The 23794-nt window shown below is 61.4% G+C and carries 25 protein-coding genes and 1 tRNA gene; 18 read left to right on the top strand and 8 right to left on the bottom strand.

What is annotated here, in order from left to right; translation table 11 throughout:
- Nucleotides 1-70: 70 nt before the first annotated feature.
- Nucleotides 71-664, bottom strand: coding sequence for a xanthine phosphoribosyltransferase (locus B5G12_RS05000; protein ID WP_087228372.1), 594 nt, complete (start codon nt 662-664; stop codon nt 71-73).
- Between the two features lie 295 nt (nt 665-959).
- Between B5G12_RS05000 and B5G12_RS05005 the strand changes: the two genes are divergently transcribed.
- Nucleotides 960-1823, top strand: a complete 864-nt coding sequence (locus B5G12_RS05005) for a patatin-like phospholipase family protein (protein ID WP_087228373.1) — start codon at nt 960-962, stop codon at nt 1821-1823.
- A 74-nt stretch (nt 1824-1897) separates the two neighbouring features.
- On the opposite strand, the gene B5G12_RS05010 is transcribed toward B5G12_RS05005, so the two are convergent.
- Together B5G12_RS05010 and B5G12_RS05015 are read right to left on the bottom strand one after the other, a co-directional pair.
- Nucleotides 1898-2023: an OadG-related small transporter subunit gene (locus B5G12_RS05010; RefSeq protein WP_087228374.1), complete on the bottom strand. Its 126-nt coding sequence runs from the start codon at nt 2021-2023 to the stop codon at nt 1898-1900.
- A 100-nt stretch (nt 2024-2123) separates the two neighbouring features.
- Entirely contained in the window at nt 2124-3257 is a 1134-nt protein-coding gene (locus tag B5G12_RS05015; protein ID WP_087228375.1) for a sodium ion-translocating decarboxylase subunit beta, read from the bottom strand.
- A gap of 500 nt (nt 3258-3757) precedes the next feature.
- On the opposite strand from B5G12_RS05015, the gene B5G12_RS05020 reads away from it, so the two are divergent.
- Nucleotides 3758-3842: transfer RNA gene (locus B5G12_RS05020), tRNA-Tyr, on the top strand.
- 326 nt (nt 3843-4168) lie between these two features.
- Here the strand turns inward: B5G12_RS05020 and B5G12_RS05025 are convergent.
- Entirely contained in the window at nt 4169-4702 is a 534-nt protein-coding gene (locus tag B5G12_RS05025) for a YcxB family protein (protein WP_087324126.1), read from the bottom strand.
- Nucleotides 4703-4970: 268 nt separating this feature from the next.
- Here B5G12_RS05025 and dctP point away from each other — a divergent pair, with 268 nt between their 5' ends.
- The 7 genes from dctP to B5G12_RS05060 all read left to right on the top strand — a co-directional run bounded on the left by dctP (nt 4971) and on the right by B5G12_RS05060 (nt 11503).
- On the top strand, nt 4971-6047 hold the full coding sequence (dctP, locus tag B5G12_RS05030) for a TRAP transporter substrate-binding protein DctP (RefSeq protein ID WP_087324127.1): 1077 nt from the start codon (nt 4971-4973) through the stop codon (nt 6045-6047).
- A gap of 82 nt (nt 6048-6129) precedes the next feature.
- Nucleotides 6130-6651, top strand: coding sequence for a TRAP transporter small permease (locus B5G12_RS05035; RefSeq protein ID WP_087228378.1), 522 nt, complete (start codon nt 6130-6132; stop codon nt 6649-6651).
- Nucleotide 6652: 1 nt separating this feature from the next.
- A complete protein-coding gene (locus B5G12_RS05040; protein WP_087228379.1) occupies nt 6653-7975 on the top strand; it encodes a TRAP transporter large permease in 1323 nt (440 codons plus the stop codon).
- A gap of 74 nt (nt 7976-8049) precedes the next feature.
- Nucleotides 8050-8394, top strand: coding sequence for a cupin domain-containing protein (locus tag B5G12_RS05045; protein ID WP_087324128.1), 345 nt, complete (start codon nt 8050-8052; stop codon nt 8392-8394).
- Nucleotides 8395-8672: 278 nt separating this feature from the next.
- Nucleotides 8673-9698, top strand: coding sequence for a TRAP transporter substrate-binding protein (locus B5G12_RS05050; RefSeq protein ID WP_087324129.1), 1026 nt, complete (start codon nt 8673-8675; stop codon nt 9696-9698).
- 20 nt (nt 9699-9718) lie between these two features.
- Nucleotides 9719-10198 (top strand): TRAP transporter small permease, encoded by a 480-nt coding sequence (locus B5G12_RS05055; protein ID WP_087228382.1) that lies wholly within the window; start codon nt 9719-9721, stop codon nt 10196-10198.
- A 3-nt stretch (nt 10199-10201) separates the two neighbouring features.
- Complete coding sequence (locus tag B5G12_RS05060; RefSeq protein WP_087324130.1) at nt 10202-11503, top strand: TRAP transporter large permease; 1302 nt, start codon at nt 10202-10204, stop codon at nt 11501-11503.
- A 64-nt stretch (nt 11504-11567) separates the two neighbouring features.
- Here the strand turns inward: B5G12_RS05060 and B5G12_RS05065 are convergent, their stop codons facing one another.
- On the bottom strand, nt 11568-12149 hold the full coding sequence (locus B5G12_RS05065) for a uridine kinase family protein (protein WP_087324131.1): 582 nt from the start codon (nt 12147-12149) through the stop codon (nt 11568-11570).
- A gap of 385 nt (nt 12150-12534) precedes the next feature.
- On the opposite strand from B5G12_RS05065, the gene B5G12_RS05075 reads away from it, so the two are divergent.
- Complete coding sequence (locus B5G12_RS05075; RefSeq protein ID WP_087228386.1) at nt 12535-14571, top strand: FAD-binding protein; 2037 nt, start codon at nt 12535-12537, stop codon at nt 14569-14571.
- 129 nt (nt 14572-14700) lie between these two features.
- Here B5G12_RS05075 and B5G12_RS05080 read toward each other — a convergent pair whose 3' ends face one another.
- From B5G12_RS05080 to proC, 3 genes are read right to left on the bottom strand one after another with little or no spacing between them, the layout of a single operon-like run.
- Entirely contained in the window at nt 14701-15963 is a 1263-nt protein-coding gene (locus tag B5G12_RS05080) for a glutamate-5-semialdehyde dehydrogenase (protein ID WP_087324133.1), read from the bottom strand.
- A gap of 16 nt (nt 15964-15979) precedes the next feature.
- Nucleotides 15980-16762: a glutamate 5-kinase gene (gene proB, locus B5G12_RS05085; protein ID WP_087228388.1), complete on the bottom strand. Its 783-nt coding sequence runs from the start codon at nt 16760-16762 to the stop codon at nt 15980-15982.
- Nucleotides 16763-16766: 4 nt separating this feature from the next.
- Entirely contained in the window at nt 16767-17567 is an 801-nt protein-coding gene (gene proC, locus B5G12_RS05090) for a pyrroline-5-carboxylate reductase (RefSeq protein ID WP_087228389.1), read from the bottom strand.
- A gap of 213 nt (nt 17568-17780) precedes the next feature.
- On the opposite strand from proC, the gene B5G12_RS05095 reads away from it, so the two are divergent.
- The 8 genes from B5G12_RS05095 (at nt 17781) to B5G12_RS05130 (ending at nt 23794) form a co-directional block, all read left to right on the top strand.
- A complete protein-coding gene (locus tag B5G12_RS05095) occupies nt 17781-18356 on the top strand; it encodes a hypothetical protein (protein ID WP_144064096.1) in 576 nt (191 codons plus the stop codon).
- A 334-nt stretch (nt 18357-18690) separates the two neighbouring features.
- Complete coding sequence (locus B5G12_RS05100) at nt 18691-19290, top strand: hypothetical protein (protein WP_087324135.1); 600 nt, start codon at nt 18691-18693, stop codon at nt 19288-19290.
- A 578-nt stretch (nt 19291-19868) separates the two neighbouring features.
- Nucleotides 19869-20531, top strand: coding sequence for a hypothetical protein (locus B5G12_RS05105; RefSeq protein ID WP_087324136.1), 663 nt, complete (start codon nt 19869-19871; stop codon nt 20529-20531).
- Nucleotides 20532-20979: 448 nt separating this feature from the next.
- Nucleotides 20980-21939, top strand: coding sequence for an MraY family glycosyltransferase (locus tag B5G12_RS05110; protein WP_087324137.1), 960 nt, complete (start codon nt 20980-20982; stop codon nt 21937-21939).
- 123 nt (nt 21940-22062) lie between these two features.
- Nucleotides 22063-22389, top strand: a complete 327-nt coding sequence (locus tag B5G12_RS05115) for a DUF6442 family protein (RefSeq protein ID WP_087228394.1) — start codon at nt 22063-22065, stop codon at nt 22387-22389.
- Nucleotides 22390-22399: 10 nt separating this feature from the next.
- Nucleotides 22400-22612, top strand: coding sequence for a type II toxin-antitoxin system RelB family anti-toxin (gene relB / locus B5G12_RS05120; RefSeq protein ID WP_087324138.1), 213 nt, complete (start codon nt 22400-22402; stop codon nt 22610-22612).
- Nucleotides 22602-23180, top strand: a complete 579-nt coding sequence (locus B5G12_RS05125; RefSeq protein ID WP_087324139.1) for a 5-formyltetrahydrofolate cyclo-ligase — start codon at nt 22602-22604, stop codon at nt 23178-23180. The genes relB and B5G12_RS05125 overlap by 11 nt, the downstream gene beginning before the upstream one ends.
- Nucleotides 23171-23794, top strand: coding sequence for a cyclodeaminase/cyclohydrolase family protein (locus tag B5G12_RS05130; RefSeq protein ID WP_087324140.1), 624 nt, complete (start codon nt 23171-23173; stop codon nt 23792-23794). The genes B5G12_RS05125 and B5G12_RS05130 overlap by 10 nt, the downstream gene beginning before the upstream one ends.

Here is a 23794-nt window from a genome sequence, read left to right on the forward strand (position 1 = left end):
GCGCCTTTCTGGTAGAATTGGACAGTATTGAGGAGTTTTCAGATACACCCTAAGACAGATACGAAAAATTTCAGCTCTGGTGGGGCTGGGGGCGGAAGGTGATCTGGCCGGTGGCGGCGTCCATCGAATCCACGATGGCCAAAGATTCCAGCTGGATGCCCCGGGCGCGCACCAGGTCGCCGCCGTGCTGGAAGCCTTTTTCCACCGCGATGCCGATGCCCTCCACCGTGGCGCCGGCCCGGTCGGCCAGCTCCAGCAGGCCCATCAGGGCGCAGCCGTTGGCCAGGAAGTCGTCGATGATCAGCAGGTGGTCCTCAGGGCCGAGGAACTTCTTGGAGACGATGACGTTGTAGATCTTTTTGTGGGTGAAGGACTGGATCTGGGTCTCGTAGTTGTCGTAGTCCAGGTTGATGCTCATGGCCTTTTTGGCAAACACCACCGGCACGTCCCACTCGCTGGCCACGATGGCCGCAATGCCGATGCCGCTGGCCTCGATGGTCAGCACCTTGTTGATGGGCTTGCCTGCAAACAGGCGCTTCCACTCCCGGGCCATCTGACGGAACAGGGGGATGTCCATCTGGTGGTTGATAAAGCTGTCTACCTTCAGCACGCCGCCCTCGCGCACGATGCCGTCCTTGCGGATGCGATCTTCCAAAAGTTTCATGGCTGATTCCTTCCTCCGCCCTGGGGCGGCTCACAGATGTTATTATCAAACAGTATAGCGGCAGGGGCCGCCGTTGGCAATATCTTTGGGTCAAAAATTGTAAAAAGAAGGGGGAAGGAGACCGGGGCCGCGGACAGGTTTTTTCCTGTTTCCCCTTGTGCTTTTGCCGTTTTTTGATTATACTTTGTGGTACGGGGCCCGCAGGGGCGGGCAGCCACACCAGCCGCCGGGCGTGCCGGGCGGCCGTATACGAGCCGGCGGGCAGCACCGCCGCGACCGAGGGGGAGGGCAGATCATGAAAACCGGATTGATTTTGGAAGGCGGCGCCATGCGCGGGATGTTCACTGCGGGCGTCACCGACGTACTGATGGAACAGGGCGTGACCTTTGACGGTGCGGTGGGGGTCTCGGCAGGGGCCGTGTTTGGCTGCAATTACAAGTCCCACCAGCCGGGCCGGGCCATCCGCTACAACCTGGCGTACTGCAGCGACAAGCGGTATGCCAGCTTTCACAACCTGGTGCACACCGGCGATTTGTATGGCGAGCAGTTCTGCTACCACGACATCCCGGAAAAGCTGGACCCCTTCGACGCGGAGACTTTTGCGGCTTCGCCCATGGAGTTTTTTGTGGTCTGCACCGAGCTGCGCACCGGGGACCCGGTCTACCACAAGTGCCGCACCGGCGGCCCCGAAGACCTGAAATGGATGCAGGCTTCGGCCTCCATGCCCCTGGCAGCCAAGACCGTGCGGATCGGTCCCCACAGGCTGCTGGACGGAGGCATCGCGGACTCGATCCCGGTGCGCTTTCTGGAGTCCATCGGCTATAAGCGCAACCTGCTGATCCTGACCCAGCCCAGGGACTACCAGAAAAAGAAAAACAAGCTGCTGCCCCTCATCCGGGCCCGCTATGCCCGCTATCCCGCCTTTGTGGCGGCGGTGGCCGACCGGCATGAGCGGTACAACGAGACCCTGGCGTATATCTCGATGCTGGAGGAAGCGGGGGAAGCCTATGTGATCCGCCCGCCCATCCCCCTGGAGATCGGCGCCATGGAGCGGGACCCCCGGGAACTGCAGCGGGTATACGACACCGGCCGTGCGGTGGCGGAAAAGCAGCTGGACCAGATCCAGCGCTTTCTGGCCCAGGCGAAGGCCGAGGTCTGAACGACAGCCGGATCTATAAAAAAGCCGGCCTGTGCATGGAGCACGGGCCGGTTTTGTTTTGGTCAGAAGATGGTTCAGCGGTTGTTGGTCATCTTGCTCAGCAGCATGACCACCAGGATGATGACCGCGATGACCAGGAAGATGCCCACCATGCCGATCAGCATGATCGGCAGAGTCTGGGCCAGAGAAGCGATGTTCATAGCAAAGCCCTTTCTACACAGCAGTAAGGGTCCCATGGGGCGTTGTGCCCGCAGGAGGGACCGTTTGAAATAACGTCCAAAAGCAGGCCAGGCCGTGCGCTCAGGCGCCCATCAGGGTCAGCAGCAGGCCGCCCGCGATGACCGAGGCGATCTGGCCCGAGACGTTGACGCTGATGGAGTACATCAGCAGGAAGTTCTGGTTGTCCTCTGCCAGGCCCATCTGGTTGACCACGCGGCCGCTCATGGGGAAGGCCGAGATGCCGGCGGCGCCGATCATGGGGTTGAGCTTCTTGCCCTCGGGCAGGAACAGGTTGAGCAGCTTGGCAAACAGGACGCCGCCTGCGGTGTCGAACACGAAAGCGAACAGGCCCAGAGCCAGGATCAGGATGGTGTCGGGACGGACGAATTTGTCTGCGGTCATCTGGCTGGCGACGGTCATGCCCAGCATGATGGTGATCAGGTTGGCCAGCACGTTCTGGGCCGTCTCGCTCAGGGAGTTCAGCACGCCGCACTCACGCAGCAGGTTGCCGAACATCAGGAAACCGACCAGGGCCACGCTGGCAGGGGCCACCAGGCCCGCCACGATGGTGACCACGATGGGGAACAGGATGCGGGTGGTCTGGGTGACGCTGCCCTTCTGGTAGGCCATCCGGATCCGCCGCTCCTTCTTGGTGGTGATGGCGCGGATGACGGGGGGCTGCACGATGGGGACCAGGGCCATATAGCTGTAAGCCGCCACCATGATGGCGCCCAGATACTGGGAACCCAGGGTGTTGGCCACGAAGATGGCGGTGGGGCCGTCGGCGGCGCCGATGATGCCGATCGAAACGGCGTCGTTCAGGTCAAAGAAGATGCCCGCCAGGCAGACCGTGAAGAAGATGCCGAACTGGGCGGCTGCGCCGAACAGCATCAGCCAGGGCTTTTCCAGCAGGGGGCCAAAGTCGATCATGGCGCCGATGCCGATGAACAGCAGCAAGGGGAACAGCTCATTGGACATACCTGCCGCAAACAGTACGGACAGGGGCCCTTCGGTGTCCCCCTGGGTGATGGCGCCCGACAGGGGCAGGTTGACAAGGATGGCGCCGAAGCCCATGGGCAGCAGCAGGCTGGGCTCCATTTTCTTGGCGATGGCCAGATAGATCAGCAGTCCGCCTACGATCCACATGACCAGCATCTGCCAGGTCAGGTTCCCGAAGTTCGAGAACAGACTTGTAAATTGTCCGATGATATCCATGATTTGTAAAATACCTCCTTCACAGGTTTGGCCGGACCGCGGCCCGCAGATCCTGCCCGAAAGGTCCGCTGCGCTGTTGTCTGTGCCGCAAAGCAGCCGCTTTGGGACAAAAAGTCCAGCCGGACGGGTCGGATGGATCGGCCAGAGGCCGCTTGGCGAAGGCCGGGCCGGCGCACAAAAGCCCCTTGCCCCACCCGTGCCAATGTCACTATTATAAAATACAGCCTGAAAAAAGACAAGAGGAATAAAAAAATTTGTCACAGAACCACACTCTTGGCCGCAAAGCGAAAAGAATGGAAATTGGCCGTTGACAAAACCCCATCGGGATGATACAATAAGCAGGCGGTCGAGGCCAGGAGCCCGGCGGCACACAGCAGCCAGGCGGTGGCCGGCAGAAAAAAGCTTCCAAAAAATCCGAAAAACCGGTTGACAAACCCCGGACGCTGTGGTAAAATAAACAAGTCGCCAGCCGATACGGCCGGATGACAAAAACAAAATAAGGGCGTGTTCCCGAGTGGCCAATGGGGACAGACTGTAAATCTGCTGCTTAATGCTTCGGTGGTTCGAATCCACCCGCGCCCACCAAAAGGACCGGATCTTCCCAGTGGAAGGTCCGGTCCTTTTTTGTCTGCAAAAAGTGCGGCGCGCGGCACGAAGAAAACCGGACTTGCCCTGCGGCAGGTCCGGTTTTTGCAGGGGAGCGGCGGGGATCAGGCGCCGAAATAATCTGCGATCTGGCGCATCCGGGCCATCTGGTCCACATGGAAGGGACAGCGGCGGTTGCAGTGGCCGCAGGCCAGGCAGGCGGAAGCCTTGCCGCCCAGGTTGGCGTAGTGGTCCCGGGCCAGGGCGTCACCGGCCTGGGCCAGATCGTAATAGCGGCTGCATACGTTTTTTCTATGGGCCGCCGGTCACAGGGTGTGCAGATGCTCCGGGGCCAGGCGGCGCTGCAGCATGGCCCACAGGGCGTCGGCGCCCTCCCGCACCTGGCTGTGGGGCAGCAGGTAGGCATGGTCCCCTACATAGAGATAGGTGGTATCGCTGCGGCGGTAGACTTCGGTCACGTCGGTCCAGGGCACCAGGGTCGAGGTCTTGCCCAGGTCCTGGCTGACCTGGATGCCGTCCTCCTGAAAGACCAGGGTATAGACCCGGCGCGGGCTGCGCAGCAGCCCCATCCGTTTGGCCTGGGTGTGCAGGCTGTGCTCGTAGCTCAGATACCACACCAGCGGCATGCCCAGACCCAGCACCACCAGGACGGTGCCCAGCAGCAGCGCCCCCTCCTGGGGATAGCGGGAATAACACAGCACCGAGGAAAGGGTGAGGATGGCGGCGAACAGGACAGGCCGGCGCCACAGCTTCTGACGCCGGAAGGTGTCAAACAGGGCAAAGCTGCGGAATGCGGCCCCGTCCAGCTGCACCGGAACATAGATGGAAGCTTGTTTCATGGGGGTTCTCCTTACAGGCTGCGGCCCGCCGGCGCGCAGCGCAAGATGTATCTGTTTAAGAGTAAACGCAAACGGCAGAATTTGCAAGTCCGTTCCGGGAGAATTAGGGATGTATACAAAAATTGGCCATAAAATTGGTGAAAAAACTCAATAGTTTTGAACAAAGAAATGTGATATATTACTAGCAGAACACAGGGGCGGCAGTGCGGCCGCCTGCCTGAAAGGAAAAAAGTCCACTTTGTTGGAAAGAGAAGGAGGAACTTATCCTATGAAAAAGATCTCTCGTCGTTCGTTCCTGGCAGTTTCTGCAGCCTTGGGCGCAGCCGGCGTCCTGACTGCCTGCGGCGGCGGCACCTCGTCCAGCACCGCAGCCAGCACAGCCACCAGCACCGCTGGCAGTGCAGCCGCCGGCGACGCTGCATCCGACCCCAAGGTCACCCTGGTCTATGCCGAGGTCAACCCTCTGGACACCATCGTGGGCCAGACCGCCTCTTACTTTAAGGAGCAGGTGGAGTCCCTGTCCGGCGACTCGATCCTGATCGACCTGCAGGCTTCCGGCGTCCTGGGCTCCGAGAACGACGTCCTGGACAACATCCTGGCGGGCGGCGACACCATCGACCTGTCCCGTATCTCCGCATTCGCTTTGACCAGCTATGGCTGCAAGAAGTCCATGCTGCTGAGCCTGCCCTACACCTTCGTCACCCGTGAGCACTGGTGGAACTTCGCCAACAGCGACCTGGCTCCCGATTTCCTGAACGAGCCCCAGGAGCTGGGCCTGCCTGTCCGCGGCATCTTCTACGGCGAGGAGGGCTTCCGCCACTTCTTCACCGTTGAGCCGGTGTCCGGCATCGAGGACCTGGCCGGCATGAAGCTGCGCGTGTCCAACGACCCCGTCATGAACGGCCTGGTGGAAGGCCTGGGCGCCACCCCCACCGTCGTCTCGTTCAATGAGCTGTACAGCGCGCTGCAGACCGGCGTCGTGGACGGCGCCGAGCAGCCCATCGCCAACTACGCATCCAACGCCTTCCCCGAAGTGGCCAACAACCTGATCCTGGACGGCCACACCCTGGGCGCCGTGCAGGTGATCATCACCGACAACGCATGGGCCAAGCTGACCGCCAACCAGCAGAACGTCATCCTGGAGGCCGGCAAGGCCGCCCAGGAGTTCAACGCGGGCCTGTCGGAGGACGAGGAGAACCGCGTGCTGGAGGAGCTGAAGGCCGAGGGCTGCAACGTGGTGGATGTGCCCGACAAGACCGCATGGCAGGAAGCCTGCGCCCAGGTCATCACCGACAACACCGCCGGCCTGGAGGATCTGTACCAGCAGCTGGTGGATATGGCCTGAGGACCAGCCTGACGATCCGATGAGTGGGGCGGGGCAGCCCGCGGCGCTGCCCCGCCCATTTTGATAAAGGGGGGAATCCTGCATGAAAAACTTTTTTGCTACCATGGATAAGCTCCGCCCCATCTACGACGTGACGGATAAGATCGTGATGACCATCTGCAAGCTGCTGCTGATCGCGGATATCATCATCACCGGCTATTCGGTGCTGGGGCGCTATATCCCGTTCATCACCTCCCCGTCCTGGACGGAAGAAGTGGTGCTGACCCTGATGAGTTACATGGCCGTGCTTTCGGCGGCCATCGCCATCCGCCACAAGGAACATATCCGGATGGACGCCTTTGACCGCTACATCCCCAAGCCCATGCTCCATTTCCTGAACCTGCTGTCGAATGTGGCAGTGCTGGCTCTGGGCGTGGTCATGCTGGTGATCGGCCTGCAGTACGCTACCACCATCGGTGCGCGCGGCACCTACGTTTCGATGCCCAACGTCTCCCGTTTCTGGATGTACTTCCCGGTGCCTCTGGCCGGCCTGGCCATGATCGTCTTCGAGCTGGAGTGCATCTACGAGGAGATCCGTGATATTCTGTTGAAGGAGGATGTGTGATATGGTCATCAATACGCCTGCGATCCTGATCCTTCTGCTGTCGTTCCTGGCGATGATCCTTCTGCGTTTCCCCATCGCCTATTCGGTGGCCCTGTCCTCCATCTTCTGCCTGATGTACCAGGGTCTGAGCCTGGCGACCGTCTGCCAGCAGATGGTCAAAGGCATCAGCTCTTACAGCCTGATGGCCGTGCCCTTCTTCATCACCATGGGTATGCTGATGGGTTCGGGCGGCCTGTCTGACAAGCTGGTCGCCCTGGCCAACGCCTGCGTCGGCTGGATGCGGGGCGGCCTGGGCATGGTCAACGTGCTGGATTCCTACTTCTTCGGCGGCATTTCCGGTTCCGCCGCCGCCGATACCGCTTCGCTGGGCGCCATCCTGATCCCCATGATGGTGGACCAGGGCTACGACGCCGACTTCTCCACCGCCATCACCATCACCTCCTCGGTGGAGGGCATCCTGGTGCCCCCCAGCCACAACATGGTCATCTACGCCACCACAGCCGGCGGCATCTCGGTGGGCAGCCTGTTCCTGGCTGGCTACATCCCCGGCGGCGTCCTGGCGGTCAGCCTGATGGTGGGCGTGTACATCCTGTCCGTGAAAAACAACTATCCCCGCGGTGACAAGTTCAGCATCAAGAACCTGATCCGTCAGCTGGGCCAGTCCATCTGGGCCGCAGGCGCCATCATCATCGTGGTGGTGGGCGTGGCCGCCGGCTGGTTCACCGCGACCGAGTCGGCCGCCATCGCCGTCTTCTACTCCCTGTTCGTGGCACTGTTCGTCTACAAGGGCCTGGACCTGAAGGGCGTCTGGAAAGAGCTGGACAGCGCGGTCCACACCCTGTCCATCGTCCTGATCCTGATCGCCACCTCCAACGTGTTCGGCTACTGCATGACCGCCCTGCACGTGCCGGATCTGGCGGCCAACGCCATCACCAGCGTCACCGATAACCCCATCCTGCTGGCGCTGCTGATCAACCTGATCCTGCTGTTCCTGGGCTGCATCATGGATATGGCCCCCATCATCCTGATCGCCACCCCCATCCTGCTGCCCATCGCCACCTCCATCGGCATCGATCCCATCCAGTTCGGTATCATCGTCATGCTGAACTGTGGTATCGGCCTGCTGACCCCCCCGGTCGGCTCGGTGCTGTTCATCGGCGCTGCCGTTGCCAAGCGTCCCATGGGTTCCGTGGTCAAGGCTACCATGCCGTTCTATCTGTGCATGGTGCTGGCCCTGCTGCTCATCACCTTTATCCCCGACATCAGCCTGTTCATCCCCAAGATGTTCGGCTATGTCCCCCAGGTCACACCGGCATGGTTCTGACGTCATAACCCGCAGTCACACGACGCGGACGGGCAGGTCCCGTCCGCGTTTTTTAGTTCAGGAGGCATGATACGATGAAACTGACCGAGAAAAAGCAGCGCTGGGTCCCCCACCAGGAGGTCCAGCCCCAGAGCGGCGGCCCCGGCGTGACCCGGCGGGTGCTGGCCTACAACGACGGGCTGATGTGTGTGGAGAACACCTTTGAAAAGGGCGCGGTGGGCGCGCTGCACAGCCACCCCCATACCCAGATCACCTATGTGGTGTCGGGGGTGTTCCGCTTCACCATCGACGGCGAGACCCACACCGTCCGGGCAGGGGACACCATGCTCAAAGAGGACGGCGTGGTCCATGGATGCACCTGCCTGGAGGCCGGGGTGCTTCTGGATATCTTCACCCCCATGCGGGAGGATTTTGTGTAAAGTCCGGCCTTTTTAAAGGATTTGCGCGGCGCGCCGAACGGCGTGCCGCGTTTTGCGTTCTTGGGCAGACGGTTGCAGAAACGAAAAAACAACGCACGATTTGCACAAAGGAAGGGCCGAAATAACAAAAAATTCATCAGATGTACAAAAATTGTACATGATTTTGGTGAAGGTTTGCCTCTGGTTTTTGCGATACAAATGTGATATGTTACTTTTATAACATATGCGGCGGAAGGCAGGGCCGCCCGCATCCGGAAAATAAGGAGGAGAGAATGCTTATGAAGAAAATATCCCGCCGTTCGTTCCTGGCGGCAATGGCCGTGCTGGCAGCGGGCGGGCTGGCCGGCTGCGGCGCTGCGGACAACGGCTTGCAGATCATCCGCATCGGCCACAACCAGTCCACCAACCACCCCACCCACACCGGTCTGACGGCTTTTGAGACGTACATCGAGGAGCAGCTGGGGGACAAGTACGATGTCCAGATCTTCCCCAGCGAGCTGCTGGGCTCCCAGAATGAGATGGTGCAGCTGACCCAGACCGGCGCCATCACCTTCTGTGTGGCGTCCAACTCCCTGCTGGAGACGTTCTCTGAGAACTACACCCTGTTCAACCTGCCCTATCTGTTCTCCAGCGCCGAGGCCTACCATGCCTCGATGGACGACCCCGCCATCGTGGGCCCCATCTTTGAGTCCACCAAGCAGGCCGGTTTTGAGGCGGTCACCTGGCTGGACGCCGGCACCCGCAATTTCTATACGGTCAAGACCCCCATCAACACCCCCGCCGACCTGCGCGGCCTCAAGATCCGTGTGCAGCAGTCTCCCACCAACGTGCGGATGATGGAGCTGCTGGGCGGCTCGGCCACCCCCATGGGCTTCGGCGATGTGTATACCGCCCTCCAGGCCCAGATGCTGGACGGCGCCGAGAACAATGAGCTGGCCCTGACCGACAACGGCCACGGCGACGTGTGCAAATACTACTCCTATACCATGCACCAGATGATCCCCGATATCCTGATCGGCAATCTGGGCTTCATGGAAGGGCTGAGCGAGGAAGAGCGGGCCATCTTTGACGAGGGCTTCCAGATCCTGAACCAGACCCAGCGGGAAGCCTGGGGCACGGCGGTGGAGGAGGCCAAGGACCATGCCCAGAACGTCCAGGGCGTCAACTTCATCTATCCCGATATCGCCCCCTTCCAGGAGGCAGTGGCCCCCATGCACGAGGAGATGCTGGAGGATTACCCCGATCTGGCCCCCATCTATGAGCTGATCCAGGCGCACAATGCCGAGTATGCAGCCCAAGCGTGAGAAAGGAAGTGTGCAACGTTATGCAGTCCATCCGTAAGGTGCTTAACCATATCATGAACGTGCTGGCCGGTGTCAGCCTGATCGCCATGACGGCGCTGACGGTATGGCAGGTCTTTACCCGGTACGTCCTCAACAATCCCTCCACCTGGTCGGAGGAGCTGGTGGGCTATCTGTTTGCCTGGGCCAGCCTGTTCGGGGCCTCCCTCATCACCGGCGAGCGGGGGCACATGAACATCCCCGTGGTGGTGGAGATGATGCCCGCCGCCGCCCAGAAGTTCTTTGCCATCTTTGGCGAGCTGATCGCCATGGCCTTCTCGGCCATCATCCTGGTGTATGGCGGCTATGAGATCACCCAGCTGGCCATGGGCCAGATGACCTCCTCCCTGGGGGTGGCCGTGGGCGTGTTCTATGTCACCATGCCTGTGTGCGGCATCATCAATATCCTGTACACCGCGTTGAATATCTACGATATCTGCAAAGAAAAGAAGGAGGCAGCGTAAGTTATGGCCATGCAATCTCTTGGGATGATCATTGTCATCCTTGCGGTCCTGCTGGTGGTGGGGGTGCCTATTTCCTATTCCATCGGCATTGCCTCACTGTTCACCATCCTGCAGACCGTTCCTCTGGACATCTCGGTGGTCACCGGCGCCCAGCGCATCTTCGTGGGCATGAGCAAGTTCAGCCTGACCGCCATACCGTTCTTCATCCTGGCAGGCAACCTGATGAACCAGGGCGGCATCGCCAAGCGCCTGGTCAACTTCGTCATGGCCATCCTGGGCAAACTGCCCGGCGCCCTGCTGGTCACCAACGTGGGCGCCAACGCTCTGTTCGGCGCCATCTCCGGCTCGGCCTCCGCTGCGGCGGCCGCCGTCGGCTCGATGGTGCGGGAAGGCGAGGAGGAGCAGGGCTATGACGAGGCCCTGTGCGCCGCCACCAATGGCGCGTCGGCTCCCTCCGGCCTGCTGATCCCTCCCTCCAACGCATTGATCACCTACTCGCTGGCAGCGGGCGGCACCTCGGTGGCGGCCCTGTTTATGGCGGGTTACCTGCCCGGCATCATCTGGGCTGTCTGCTGCATGGTGGTGGCCATCCTCATCGCCAGGAAAAAGGGCTATAAGGGTACCCCGGGCAAGTTCAGCTGGGCCGACTTGGGCAAAGCCACCCTGCAGGCCCTTCCTTCCCTGTCCCTGATCATTGTGGTCATCGGCGGCATCATCGCCGGCGTGTTCAGCGCCACCGAGGGCTCGGCCATCGCTGTGGTCTATGCTCTGATATTGGGCATCTGCTACCGCAACATCACCTGGAAGAGCTTCTGGAACATCGTGGTGGACAGCGCAAAAATGAGCGGCATGGTGGTCTTTTTGATCGGCGTGTCCAACATCCTGGGCTGGGTCATGGCCTTTTTGCAGATCCCCCAGGCGGTGTCCGCTGCGCTGCTGGGCATCACCGACAACCCCGTCATCATCCTGCTGATCATGAACATCATCCTGCTGATCGCAGGCACCTTCATGGACGTCACCCCCGCGATCCTGATCTTCACCCCGCTGTTTTTGCCCATCGTCCAGACCTTTGGCATGGACCCCATCCACTTCGGTCTGGTGCTGGTGTATAACCTGTGCATCGGCAACATCACCCCGCCGGTGGGCAACACCCTGTTTGTGGCCATCAAAGTGGGCCGCACCACCCTGGCCAAGACCATGCCCTATATGCTGGCCTACTACGCAGCCATTCTGGTGGGCCTGCTGCTGGTCACTTACATCCCGGCCATCAGTATGATCCTGCCTCAGCTGGCTGGCCTGGCCTAACTTGTCCCGGACATAGAAAGAGCGGCGCGCCGTTTGGCGTGCCGCTTGCTTTTTGCAGATACGATCAGGTGTGCACCACCACTTCGCACCGCTGCTGGATCGAAAAAGCCTCAAAATACCGTTCTTCCAGGGGGATCCAGCGGGTGCGGAAATTCGCAAGGTTGGCGCCGGGCCGCCGGGCCAGCCGTTCCAGCCGGGTGTCCAGGGAAGCGGTGACAAAAATATGCAGGCCGTACCGGTCCCACAGGTCGGGGTGGCAGCTGTACGAACCCTCCACCAGAACCACCGGCCGGCAGGGCGCAGTCACCGGCTGCCGCATCTGGAAGGTATGGCAGTCAAAGGGGCGGTAGACGGCATCCCGGCCGGCCAGCAGGGGGGAGAGGACCTCGGACAGAAACCGCTCCCGGTCCACATTGCCCCCGGGCTGGGCCAGACGCTGGGGGGTGCGCTGCTGGGGCTGCAAAAAGAAGTCGTCCATGTGCACAAGGGTGCAGGGCAGCCGCTGGGCCAGATGTCCGGCCAGGGTGGTTTTGCCGCTGGCGCACCGGCCGTCGATGGCCAAAAAGGCCCTGCCGTCCCGCTCCAGCAGCGCCGAAGTCTGGCGGAGAATGGCCTCCAGGGCACAGTCCAGATCGTTATATTCCATATCTGATTTCCTTTCTGTGATAGGGCGAAATGACCCTCCTACCTTATTATATAGGGCGGTATCAAAACTGCAAGGGGATTGGTCGCTTTTGCAGCAGAAGATGGCGAAAAAGAAATTGATTTTCACCCCGCCATCGTGTATCTTTATAGCAGATACACCCTAAGGAAGGAGAGCATCCCATGAGCAAGATCTTATTCATTTCCCGCGGCGGGACCGATGGACAAACCGGGAGACATATGGTATTCTTATATACAAGAGGGCCCGGATCTTGGCAGGCTGCCGCAAGCCGGAGACGGGCTTTTTTCGAGCGCCCGGTCTTTGCGCAGGGGGCGGGCGCTGCAAGAAGGAAATTGTTTGGCATTGAGAGAAAGGAAAAGGATCGAAAATGAAAAAGATTTCCCGCAAAGGTTTCCTGAAGATCGCCGCTGCGGCCGCCATGAGCGGCGTCACCGCCGGTGCGCTGGCTGCCTGTGAGTCGGCTAGCTCGGCTGTGTCGGGGGCGGCTTCGGGGGCAGGATCGGCGGCGTCGGGCGCTGCCTACATCCCCGGCACCTATGAGGGCACGGCCCAGGGCATCTCCTCCACCGTCAAGGTCACCATGACCTTCTCGGAGACCGCCGTCACCGACGTGGTGGTGGATACTTCGGGCGAGACGGCTTCCTACGGCGCAGCCGCTGCCGAGGAGCTGCAGAAGCAGCTGCTGGAGGCCGGCTCCGCCGAGATCGACGGGGTGTCCGGCTCCACCATCACCTCGGATGCGGTCATGAAGGCGGCCCAGAGCTGCTATGCCCAGGCCCGGGGCGAGGCGGTGGTCACCTCGGTGCAGCTGCCCACCGGCGACGAGAACGACTGGCTGGGCACCGAGCCCGACATCGACGAGGCCGCCATCACCGACACCTGGGATACCGATATCCTGATCGTGGGCGCGGGCAACGGCGGCATGATGGCTGCGGCCTACGCCGCCAAAAACGGCCTGAACTTCCGGGTCATCGAGCAGAACGCCGGCGTGCAGGACACCCGCCACTGGGTGGGCGCCGTGGACGGCTTCGGCGCACAGGAAAACGGCGTGGTCACCGACAAGAAGAAGCTGCTGAGCGAGATCTCCCGCTATGCTTCGGGCAAGTGCGACCAGCGTGTGGTCAAGGTCTGGCTGGATGAGTCGGCCGAGGCCATCGGCTTCATCCGGGAGGTCATGGAGGACGAGTTCGGTGTCCCGATGGTCTACACCCACGGCGAGGAGGCCCGCTGGCCTGCCGAGAACGCCGAGGAGAACACCGATTACATCTACCCCGAGATCGAGTACACCTACGACCGCAGCACCGGCGCGGAGCGCAACAAGCTGTTCCAGGAGTACATCGAGAATCTGGGCTATTCCATCGACTTCAACACCGCCCTGGCCAAGCTGGAAAAGGACGATACCGGCCGCATCACCGGCGTCATCGCCCAGAGCAACGACGACGGCCACTTCATCCGGATCAACGCGGCCCAGGGCGTGCTGCTGGCCTGCGGCGGCTACCCCGGCAACCCCTACATGATGGAGCAGCTGGACCCTCTGGGCACCAGCGTCACCACCGCCTGCTCCTACTCTCCCGCAGACCGGGGCTATGGCATCCGCGCCGCCATCTGGGCGGGCGCCAACTTTGACAAGGAAGCCGCCCCCATGCTGTTTGACCGCGGCGTGGTGCCTCCGGGACAGGACGCCGGCTATGTGGACAGCCCCAGCGCCTTCGGCGGCAAGGCGTTCCCCGGCCCCATCCGCCAGTACAACCCCGGCACCCAGCCCTTCCTGAAGGTCAACCGCCACGGCCAGCGCTTTGCAAACGAGAGCTGCCCCTACAACGACATCGTCTATGCCGCTGCCCATCAGCCGGGCCGGGTCTACGCCCAGATCCACGATGACAACTGGTATGAGGACGTGCAGCGCTTCCACACCATCGGCTGCTCGGCCCAGACCCGTGCGGGCGGCCCCGACTATGTGCTGCCCAAGATGGAGGAGGCCGAGGCCGCAGGCTGCTTCTTCCGGGCGGATACCCTGGACGAGCTGGCCGACAAGCTGGGCTTCACCGGGACCGACAAGGAAAACTTCCTGGCCACGGTGGAGCGCTACAACGAGCTGTACGACGCCCAGGAGGATGTGGATTTCGGCAAGCCGGCCTACCGCCTGAGCGCCATCCGCCAGCCGCCCTTCTACGGCTGCTGGCTGGGCGCCTCCCTGCTGACCACCGAACAGGGCATCCCCATCAACGAAAAGGGCCAGGCTCTGGACACCAACAACGAGCCGATGCCCGGCCTGTATGTCACCGGCGATATGGCGGGCAGCTTCTTTGCCAACAACTATCCCTGCCTGATGGCCGGCGTGGCCATGGGCCGCACCGTCACCTTCGCCATGAAGGCCGTCAAGCAGATGGCCGGCCTGGAGTAAGGCGCGGTCGCCCCGGCACAGGGACAAGCTGACCGCAGAAGATAAAACGTCCTGTCCAGCCGACATGCGCGGATGGACAGGACAGGGAAAAGAGCCGTGGAGCGCAAAGCCCCACGGCTCTTTTGTGCGTCAGCGGATCTGGCCGTCCCCGCGGACGATGTATTTGTAGGTGCACAGCTCGGCCAGGCCCATGGGGCCACGGGCATGGAGCTTCTGGGTGGAGATGCCCATTTCGCAGCCCAGCCCGAACTCGCCCCCGTCGGTGAAGCGGGTGGAACAGTTGACGTACACCGCCGCGCTGTCCACCGCCGCACAGAACCGGTCGATGTGGGCCTGGGTCTGGCTGAGGATGGCGTCGCTGTGGCCGGTGGAATGCGCAGCGATGTGGGCGATGGCCTGCTGCACATCGTCCACCACCCCCACCGCCAGGATGTAATCCAGAAACTCGGTGTCAAAGTCCCGGGGCCCGGCGGGGGTGCCGGGGATGAGGGCGGCGGCCCGCTCGTCCAGGCGCAGCTCCACCGGGTGCAGGCCGCGGGCGGCGCGGTCGAGGCCCAGGCACTGGGCCAGCCGGGGCAGGAAAGCCGCCGCAATGTCCTTGTGGACCAGGCAGACTTCCTCGGCGTTGCACACGCTGGGACGGCTGGCCTTGGCGTTCTCGATGATGCGCAGGGCCTTGTCCTGGTCGGCGGTGTCGTCCACATAGATGTGGCAGATGCCGGTACCGGTCTGGATGCAGGGGACCTTGGCGTTTTCCACGCAGGCCCGGATCAGGCCGGCGCCGCCCCGGGGGATCAGCAGGTCCACATAGCCCACGGCGGTCATCAGCTGATTGGCCGAGGCATGGGTGGTGTCCTCGATCAGGTTGACGGCGGTCACCGGCAGGCCGGCGCCGGCCACGCCCCGGCGCAGGGCCTCCACAATGGCCCGGCTGGAGCGCCAGGCCTCCTTGCCGCAGCGCAGAACGCAGACGTTGCCGCTTTTCAGGGCCAGGGCGGCGGCGTCGCTGGTGACGTTGGGTCGGCTCTCGTAGATGATGGCGATGACGCCCATGGGTACGGCGGTCTTTTCGATCACAAGGCCGTTGGGCCGCTCGATCCGGCGCAGCACCGCGCCCACCGGGTCGGGCAGGGCGGCCACCTCCCGGATGCCCTGGGCCATCCCTGCCAGCCGCGCCTCATTCAGGGCCAGACGGTCCAGCATCACGTCCGAGATATGCCCCCGGGCGGCCTCCAGATCCTGGGCGTTGGCGGCCAGGATGGCCTGCTGGCCGGCGGGGTCCTCCAGAGCGGCGGCCATGCCCAGCAGGGCGCTGTTGCGCTGGCTGGCGGTGGCCAGGGCCAGGGCGCCTTTGGCGTCCCGGGCGGCGGTAAGGATCTCCTGTGTGGTCATGGTGCAAGCCTCCTTTTCATCCGTGGCGCCGGGGCTTGGCCGCAAAGCGGGTGCCTGCGGGCTGGCCCTCGGCGATTTGATACAGCAGTTCGGGGTGGGCGCCGTTGGCGATCACCATTTCCACCCCGTCGGCGGTGACCATCTGGGCCGCCCGCAGTTTGGTCGCCATGCCGCCGGTGCCCAGGGCCGACCCCGCGCCGTCGGACAGGCGCAGGATATCGGGGGTGACGTCCTCCACCAGGGGGATCAGCCTGGCGTCGGGATGGGTGCGGGGGTTGGCGGTGTACAGCCCGTCGATGTCGCTGAGCAGCACCAGCAGGTCGGCCCGGGCGCAGCAGGCCACGATGGCCGCCAGGGTGTCGTTGTCTCCGATGGAGGCGATCTCCATGGTGGAGACGGTGTCGTTTTCGTTGATGATGGGCAGGGCCCCCAGCTCCAGCAGACGGTACAGGGTGTTCTCAAAATTCTGGCGGCGCTCGGTGTGCTCCACGTCCACCCCGGTGAGCAGGATCTGCGCCACGGTGTGGTTGTAATCGGCAAAGAGGCGGTCGTAGGTGTACATCAGCTCGCACTGGCCCACGGCGGCGCAGGCCTGTTTGCCGGCCATATCGGCGGGGCGGGCGGACAGGGACAGCTTGCCCACCCCCATGCCGATGGCCCCCGAGGACACCAGCACCATCTCGTGGCCCGCGTTTTTCAGGTCGCTGAGCACCTTCACCAGTTCTTCGGCCCGGCGGATGTTCAGCCGCCCGGTGGGATAGGTGAGGGTGGAGGTGCCCACCTTGACAACGATGCGCATACCCTCAGCCCTCCCGGAGCTTGCAGGTCTTTTCGTAGGCGGCGATGACCGCGTCGGTCACAGCCCCCCGGAAGCCCCGCTCCTCCAACACGCGGACGCCCTGGATGGTGGTGCCTCCGGGGCTGCACACGGCGTCTTTCAGGGCGCCGGGGTGCCGGCCGGTGTCCAGCAGCATCTTGGCGCTGCCCAGCAGCATCTGGGCCGCATACTCGGTGGCCTTGGCCCGGGGCAGCCCGCAGGCCACGCCGCCGTCGGCCAGGGCCTCGATGAACTGGTACGCCCAGGCGGGGCCGCAGCCCGACACGCAGCTGGCCGCATCAATCAGGCTTTCGGGGATGCTGTCCACCCGGCCCGCGCCCGACAGGATGCGGACGCACTCGGCCTCCTCCTCGGGGGTGAGGCCGGCGGCGCAATAGGGGATCATCCCCTCGCCGGTGGAGGAGGGGATATTGGGGTTGATGCGGAACACCGGGTAATCCCCGCCGGCCATCTGGCGGATCTGGGCCATGCTCAGGCCCGCCGCCATGGTGCACAGGATAAAGCGGTCCTTCCGGGCGGCCAGCAGCGGCTGCAAGGGCGCCAGCATCGATGCCATCATCTGGGGCTTGACCGCCAGCATCACCAGATCGCAGAGGGCGGCGTTCTCATTCGAGCCGGTGCGGCAGCCCAGCTCGGCCGCCAGCGCCTCGGCCTTGGCGGGGGTGCGGTTGGCCAGCACCATATCCTGCGGGGACACCGTGCGGCACAGAGCCCGCGCCATGGCGCCGCCCATATTGCCGCAGCCAATAAATCCAACTGTTTTCATCCGGATTGCCTCCTTATTGATCCATAAACTCAGGATACCACCATATTACCCGGATTGGCCGGCAAAATCAAGCCCCAGAAGCCATCACAAGAGGGTGGGATGCAGGTTGACAAAACCTGCCTGGACGGTGTACAATAGACATGAAAATGGGTTCGTGCGCAGCATGAGCCTGGAAAGGGGGTATCATCCGTGCGCAAAAGAGGATATTGGCTTGTGATGCTTGCAGCAGGGCTGCTGCTTTTGCTTCTGAGCGGCTGCTCGCCGCAGCAGGTGCAGGCGAAGCAGCAGGAAGCCAGAACGCGGGAAATGTCCAGTACTGCTCAGCTGATCGCCTCGATTACCCCGGAGGTGGAAGTCAACACCGGAGACAGTGAGATCAGCAGCGGCACCGCAGCGGCGGCCAACAGTCTGATCTGGGGCAGCAAGCCAAACCTGGGACCCAACAGTGAGGACCTGGGCAAGCTGGCCGAGGAGCTGCGCCAGGTCTCGGACACCGAGCGTTACCGCCCCACCAGCGCACCCACCGTGCCGGGCGTCACCCGGATGGGCCGGCTGTACATCTACACCGGCGACTGTTCCGAGGACTTTGTGGCCCGGTGCGTGTCGGAGCAGATCGCGCAGATGGATTCGGAGCTCAGCGCCAAGTCCCGCCAGGTGGTCATCGACAGCTACTACACCTATACATACACCTATTCGGTCAGTGTCCGCCAGGCATACAGCGGCGACGATATGGTGTGGCTGGTGGGCGTCGGGGTGGATCAGACCGCCAAAGAAGAGCACAAGACGTGACCGAAACAAAAATTTTACAAGTAAAATGCGCAGGATTTTGCGGTTTTTTCTGCAAAAAGGGACCAAATTTCGCACTCCGGCGGGCCTTTTACTTTGGAAACAAAAGTCAAAACCAAACAAAGCGCACCTGCCGAAAGGCAAGGGCGCTTGTTTTTATGAAATGTAAATTTTTTGAGAATATGGCCTGCCGAAAAATGGTGTGATTGACAAATCGCGGAAGTTGTACTATTATATCCATAGACGGGGTAGGGGACGTCCTTATCCCGCAAAGGTCCAAGACTCGAAACAGGTAACCCCAAGGCAAATTTACTTCTAAAGGAGGTAATAGGTCCAAATGAAACTCAAGCGTATTCTTTCTCTCGCGCTGTCCGGCGTACTGGCAGTCAGCATGCTGACTGCTTGCGGAGGCGGTTCTGGCATCTTTGGTGCAGGTGACCAGAGTTCCAACTTCGCGAGTCTGCTGAACAGCAAGCTCGATGAAGCAGCAGCTGGTGTCATTGAGTATCGTTCTAATGACTCTGATTTGAAGTCTGCGGTTCGCACTATTGCGGATCTGGTGACTGAAGCAGATGCCAACGCTGCAGCTGGTGAGAATGTTCCTTCGAACTTTGTTACCACGGTGCAGACGCTGACTGGTTATGGGAATCTGAGCACTGGTAGTGCCTGGGATCCTGCAACTCAGAGCGGTACTTATGTCAAGGTCTTTATGTACAATGCAAATAATGACAACTATAACACCCTCGATGAGGTTGCTACTGCTGTCAATAAAGTGTTGGACACGATTAAGATTGAAGGTGCCACTGGTACGACCAATAGCTATAAGGGAAATGTTGCCGCTTACAAAGTGACGGTTCCTGCCGCTAACTCTGGTGATGACGACGCCCAGGCATGGGTTATTGGTGTTGCTATTGAGCAGACTGTTGCCAACGCGTAACAGGCTTTCCATTGACCCTAGTTCCTTTTCGTGAGGAGAAAGCCCCTGACGGTGCGACGTTGGGGGCTTTTTGGTGTCAGGGATAGGGAGAAAAAGCGACTTGGTTTCATAGCCTAACAAAAACTCGCCGCACGGGGAAGCCTGTGCGGCGGGTTTTTGCTTTTGCCGCGCCGCACCCCCTCAGCAGCGCGCAAAGGGGTGCTGGTTTGCTTTTTGGCCGGACCGGGTAAACTTTTGCCCGCGGCCCGCGGAAGGCGATCTGGGCCGCCCTGCGGGCGCGTTTGGCGTTTTCCACACAAGACGCCCCGCCTGGTGGAAAGCCGGCAAGCCCCGTCCGGTGCGCCCGCAAAGGGCGTTATAGACCTTATTACACAGAATCTTCACAAACGTCCAAAGTTTATATGCGGTGGTACGTTTTATTTTTCTAAAATTTTTCTTTTTCCTCACGATTTGCCTGTTCTGCCTTGACAAAGGAAATGCTGTTGTGATAAACTATGCACAAGGAACGGGGATGGTGACCTGTTCCCCAAAAATGTTTTGGTGCGAGTTACAAACAACAACAAGGAGGAAATTTCCAAATGAAACTGAATAAGGTTATGGCTCTGGCTCTGTCCGGCCTGATGGCCGTCAGCATGCTGGCTGGCTGCGCTGGTGATCCCTCGAATGGTGACGGGGGCAACACTGAGGTTACGCCTCCTGCTAGCAATGCTGTGAGTGTTATGAATGACGCTCAGAGTGTTGTTAAGTTTGGCGCGGATAATGATTTTGAGTCTGCTGTAGTTGCTGCTGCTAAAGATGCAAAGTACACTGATGTCAATAGTGCAAACTATACGGCCAGTGGTGTAAGCAACAGCGATAAGGTGTTTGCTTCGTTGGAAGACAAACTTCCGGTTGCAGATGGTATGTATGCATCTAATTCTGCCATTATGAGCTTTAAAGCTGCTGCTCCTGGTACTGTGACTACCAAGACTACTATTTACAAGGTCAAAAACGAAGGCCTTACTGAGGAAGCAGCTCTGAAACAGGTTGCAACTAAGATGGATATGGATGATACTTATCCTACTGTTGTTTCTCAGTGGAATGCTTCTACTAGTAAGAGTGATTACTATGAGGTGTCTTATACTGGTTCGGTGAGTATCGTTACTGTAAATACCGCTGATGAGGGTAAGACTGCTTCTGCTTATTACATTGCAGTTCAGGTTACTCAGAACGTTGCTCGCGACGCTATCGTAATTGGCTAATAGCTATCTAAGCTAAAATTTTTGTACGCAACCGTTTTATTCACAAATTTGATCGTATGATGTAGCACTGCGCGGGGCAGTGGGTGGCAGGCCATTCTTCATCATCTACTGTACATCCGCAAACCTGCGCATATACTAAGCGCTTAGTATAGCACCAAAGGTTTATTACAATTATTTGTAGTTTGCCGCACCAAAAAAGAACCAGCTGGGTGCAAACCCAGTTTCCGGGGCGGGCCGAAAGGCCCGTCCTTTTTTGCACCTGTAGGATCCGGCCCATGGTCCGAACCCGGCGCCGGCGCGCCGCATAGAATGATTCAGATGCCCGGCCCCGCCAGCTTGCGATTGATTTTTTTGGCCGGAAATGGTACACTTCCTCTATGTACGAAAGGATTGGTAAAAGCAGGGGGGCGGCTTCCGGGCGCGTCTCCCCAGAAATGAGGAAGCAATCATGGTTTCAATTTTGTTGTCGATCATAGGCCAGCGCGGGGTGGATGCGCTGGCGTTCCTGCTGGCGTTCGTGCTTACGGGGCTGCTTACCGGCCTGTTCCGCAGCCGCCTGCCCCAAGACCATGGCCGGGCCTACGCGGTGGACGGCGCCCTGTCCAAGGGCAAAGCCCGGGGCGCGGGCCTGATCTTTGTGCTGTGCATCGTGCTGGTTTCCCTGGCCTTTGTGCCGTTCCATCTGGAATACTGCATCTATATGGTGCTGCTCATTGCGTCCATGCTGTCGGGCTACCTGGACGATGCCTCCGACACCGCCTGGAACGAATACAAAAAGGGCCTGATCGATTTCATCATCGCGGCGGTGGCCGGCGTCACCTATCTGAATTTCAACGGCTGCGGCGTGCAGCTGCTGGGCTGGTATTTCCAGATCCCGTACCCCTTGTACCTGCTGCTCATCATCATTCTGATCTGGGCCAGCATCAATGTGGTCAACTGCACCGACGGTGTGGACGGCCTGTCGGCCAGCGTGGCGGTGGTCAGTATGGGCACCTTTGCGCTGCTGTACGGCCAGTACATGGGAGCTTATGTCACCGCCACGGCGGTGTTTGTGGGCGCGCTGCTGGCTTATCTGTGGGGCAATGCCAAGCCCTCCAGCGTCCTGATGGGGGATGCGGGCAGCCGCGCCATGGGCTTTTTCCTGGCCCTGCTGGCGCTGAAATCGGGGCATCCCTTCGCGTTCCTGCTGGCCGCGCTGGTGTTCATCGCGGACGGCAGCCTGGGGATCCTGAAGATCAGCTTCAAGCGCTTTCTGCACATCAGCATCCTGAAAAACACCCTGACCCCCCTCCACGACCACGCCCGCAAGCGTCTGGGCTGGAGCGACGAGCAGGTGGTGATCCGCTGGGTGGTGATGCAGTGCGTGGCATCGGCGGTCCTGGCGGCTCTGGCCGGCTTTGGCGCCTGACCGGTACGGCTCCCGTCTCCTTGGGGGACGGGGGCTTTTTTGCGCCTCTATGTTGACAAGTATACTTGTCCATGCTATACTGAAACTGTAAACAAAACTTGTCAGCCCCGGGAGGTGCGCACCATGAAAAAAGAGGATATCCTGCAAAAAGCCCGCAGCGAGGGCAACGGCGAATATGAGGAGCGGGTCCAGGGCCGCATCATGACCCGCAGCGCCCTGGCGGTGGTGGCGCTGTGCGCCTTCTTCTGGCTGGCGAGGGTGTTCCAGGCCGACCGGCTGGGCCTGGCTGAGGTGGGCGCCTGGGAGCTGCCCGCCATCGCCACCGGTTACGCCGCGTTTGTCCATCTGTGGATGTATGCGCGGTTGAAGACCCGGGCCAATCTGGTGGGCGGCCTGTGCTGTCTGGTGGGATTTCTGGCTTTTACCGTGCGGTTTTTGGTCGGGTTGTGAGGAGGTTACCATGAAGGCAGAGCTTGTGCTCAAAAACCGCCTGAAAGAGACGCGCATGGCGGCGGGGCTGTCCCAGGCACAGCTGGCGGCGATGGTGGGCGTGTCCCGCAACACCATCAGCTCGATCGAGACGGGGCAGTTCAACCCCACCGCCAAGCTGGCCCTCATCCTCTGCATTGCGCTGGACAAAAAATTCGAGGAGCTGTTCTACTTTGACGACTGAAGAAAACCTCGCCTGCGCCAAGGCCGCCCAGCGGCGGCAGGGCATCGCGGCGCGGCGGGCGCTCTCGCCCGAAGCCCGGCAGGCGGCCGATGCGGCCATCTGCGCCCGGGCGGCGGCCCTGCCCCAGTGGCAGAAGGCGGGCCGGGTGCTGGCCTACGCTGCCTTTGGCGGGGAACCGGACCTGTCCGCCCTGCTGGCGGGCTGCGGCAAGCAGGTGGCCTACCCCATCTGCGGGGAGGAATGCTCCATGCGGGCGGCCTGTCCCGCCCCGGTGGACGGCTGGACGCGGGGCGCCTATGGCATCCGGACGCCGGTGGAGGCCCGGGCCCGGATCCTGCCGCCCGAGGCCCTGGACCTGGTGCTGGTGCCCTGCACCGCCTTTGACATGGACTGCCGCCGCGTGGGGATGGGCAAAGGCTATTACGACCGGTATCTGCCGCAGTGTACCGGCGCGGCCTGGTTTGGCGTCGCCTATGAGGCGCAGAAGGTGGACGCCGCCGCGGCCGGGCCGCTGGACGTGCGGCTGGATGGTGTGATCACAGAAAGGGGGATCTATTTATGGAAATGATGCAGAAAAGCTGTGGGCTGTTTGTGGACGAGCTTGCCTCCAAGGCGGCGGTGCCGGGGGGCGGGGGCGCGTCGGCTCTGGTAGGGGCCGTCGGGATCGCCTTAGGCAATATGGTGGGCTGCCTGACCCTGGGCAAAGCCAAATATGCGGCGGTGGAGCCGGATATTTTGGCCCTGAACGAAAAGGCCAGCGCCCTGCGGGCCCGCCTGAAAAGCCTGGTGGAGGCGGACGCGGTGGCTTTTGCACCCCTGGCCAAGGCGTATTCCATCCCCAAAGATGACCCGGCCCGGGCCGCCGTCATGGAGAGCGCCCTGGACGCCGCGGCCGCCGTCCCGCTGGAGATCATGGCCTGCTGCTGCCAGGCCATTGCCCTGCTGGAGGAGTATGCGGCCAAGGGCAGCGTGCTGGCGCTGTCGGACGCGGGCTGCGGGGCTCTGTTCTGCGCGGCCGCCTTGCAGGCCGCCGGCCTGAACGTGACCGTCAATACCCGTCTGATGGCCGACCGGGCCAAGGCCGCCCGCCTGGACGCCCAGGTGGAGGAGATGCTGCGGGAATACCCGGCCCGCGCCAACGCTGTGTATGAGCGGGTCAGGGCCCGCCTGGGAGGGAAATGA

This window comes from Faecalibacterium sp. An58 (genome assembly GCF_002161515.1).
Taxonomy (GTDB): Bacteria; Bacillota; Clostridia; order Oscillospirales; family Ruminococcaceae; genus Faecalibacterium; species Faecalibacterium avium.

Coding starts and splice junctions, on each gene's coding strand:
- B5G12_RS05130 (WP_087324140.1), top strand. CDS start 23,171: ATGGAAATGATGCAGAAAAGCTGTGGGCTGTTTGTGGACGAGCTTGCC.
- B5G12_RS05010 (WP_087228374.1), bottom strand. CDS start 2,023: ATGAACATCGCTTCTCTGGCCCAGACTCTGCCGATCATGCTGATCGGC.
- B5G12_RS05025 (WP_087324126.1), bottom strand. CDS start 4,702: ATGAAACAAGCTTCCATCTATGTTCCGGTGCAGCTGGACGGGGCCGCA.
- B5G12_RS05005 (WP_087228373.1), top strand. CDS start 960: ATGAAAACCGGATTGATTTTGGAAGGCGGCGCCATGCGCGGGATGTTC.
- B5G12_RS05050 (WP_087324129.1), top strand. CDS start 8,673: ATGAAGAAAATATCCCGCCGTTCGTTCCTGGCGGCAATGGCCGTGCTG.
- B5G12_RS05105 (WP_087324136.1), top strand. CDS start 19,869: ATGAAACTGAATAAGGTTATGGCTCTGGCTCTGTCCGGCCTGATGGCC.
- B5G12_RS05065 (WP_087324131.1), bottom strand. CDS start 12,149: ATGGAATATAACGATCTGGACTGTGCCCTGGAGGCCATTCTCCGCCAG.
- dctP (WP_087324127.1), top strand. CDS start 4,971: ATGAAAAAGATCTCTCGTCGTTCGTTCCTGGCAGTTTCTGCAGCCTTG.
- B5G12_RS05035 (WP_087228378.1), top strand. CDS start 6,130: ATGAAAAACTTTTTTGCTACCATGGATAAGCTCCGCCCCATCTACGAC.
- B5G12_RS05045 (WP_087324128.1), top strand. CDS start 8,050: ATGAAACTGACCGAGAAAAAGCAGCGCTGGGTCCCCCACCAGGAGGTC.
- B5G12_RS05015 (WP_087228375.1), bottom strand. CDS start 3,257: ATGGATATCATCGGACAATTTACAAGTCTGTTCTCGAACTTCGGGAAC.
- proC (WP_087228389.1), bottom strand. CDS start 17,567: ATGAAAACAGTTGGATTTATTGGCTGCGGCAATATGGGCGGCGCCATG.
- B5G12_RS05075 (WP_087228386.1), top strand. CDS start 12,535: ATGAAAAAGATTTCCCGCAAAGGTTTCCTGAAGATCGCCGCTGCGGCC.
- B5G12_RS05060 (WP_087324130.1), top strand. CDS start 10,202: ATGGCCATGCAATCTCTTGGGATGATCATTGTCATCCTTGCGGTCCTG.
- B5G12_RS05115 (WP_087228394.1), top strand. CDS start 22,063: ATGAAAAAAGAGGATATCCTGCAAAAAGCCCGCAGCGAGGGCAACGGC.
- relB (WP_087324138.1), top strand. CDS start 22,400: ATGAAGGCAGAGCTTGTGCTCAAAAACCGCCTGAAAGAGACGCGCATG.
- B5G12_RS05110 (WP_087324137.1), top strand. CDS start 20,980: ATGGTTTCAATTTTGTTGTCGATCATAGGCCAGCGCGGGGTGGATGCG.
- B5G12_RS05100 (WP_087324135.1), top strand. CDS start 18,691: ATGAAACTCAAGCGTATTCTTTCTCTCGCGCTGTCCGGCGTACTGGCA.
- B5G12_RS05040 (WP_087228379.1), top strand. CDS start 6,653: ATGGTCATCAATACGCCTGCGATCCTGATCCTTCTGCTGTCGTTCCTG.
- B5G12_RS05000 (WP_087228372.1), bottom strand. CDS start 664: ATGAAACTTTTGGAAGATCGCATCCGCAAGGACGGCATCGTGCGCGAG.
- B5G12_RS05055 (WP_087228382.1), top strand. CDS start 9,719: ATGCAGTCCATCCGTAAGGTGCTTAACCATATCATGAACGTGCTGGCC.
- proB (WP_087228388.1), bottom strand. CDS start 16,762: ATGCGCATCGTTGTCAAGGTGGGCACCTCCACCCTCACCTATCCCACC.
- B5G12_RS05080 (WP_087324133.1), bottom strand. CDS start 15,963: ATGACCACACAGGAGATCCTTACCGCCGCCCGGGACGCCAAAGGCGCC.